General features: G+C 70.2%; 1 protein-coding gene. It reads right to left on the bottom strand.

The features are described 5' to 3' along the window. Positions 1 to 43 precede the first annotated feature (43 nt). Positions 44 to 305 (bottom strand): hypothetical protein (locus ASF38_RS18355; RefSeq protein ID WP_369815154.1); only part of this gene is annotated, 262 nt, incomplete at its 5' end.

Genomic DNA, 305 nt, shown 5'->3' with positions numbered 1-305 from the left:
GGGCCCGACCGAGGTCACGGTCCGGCCCACCCCTCCGTCTGCGTCAGCCCTTCGAGAGCGACGAGAACCGGAACTTGAACGCCGCGTCGAGCGTGTCGTCCACGCCCTCGACGTCGTCGCCGGCCACGGCCACCTGGGCACCCGTCAGCAGCGGCAGGATCGGCACCTGCTGGGCGACCCGCTCCTGGACCTGCGCGAGCGTCTTCTCACGCTCGGCCTCGTCGGCCTGGGTCCGCTCGGTGTCGAGCAGCTTGGTCGTCGTGTCGTCCTCGTAGTGGGACTGCAGGAAGTTGTTCGGCGCGAAG

The organism is Aeromicrobium sp. Leaf272 (genome assembly GCF_001422865.1).
Lineage (GTDB): Bacteria > Actinomycetota > Actinomycetes > Propionibacteriales > Nocardioidaceae > Aeromicrobium.
Note: the sequence above shows the minus strand (reverse complement) of the source record. Positions and strands in the feature narration are given on the sequence as shown.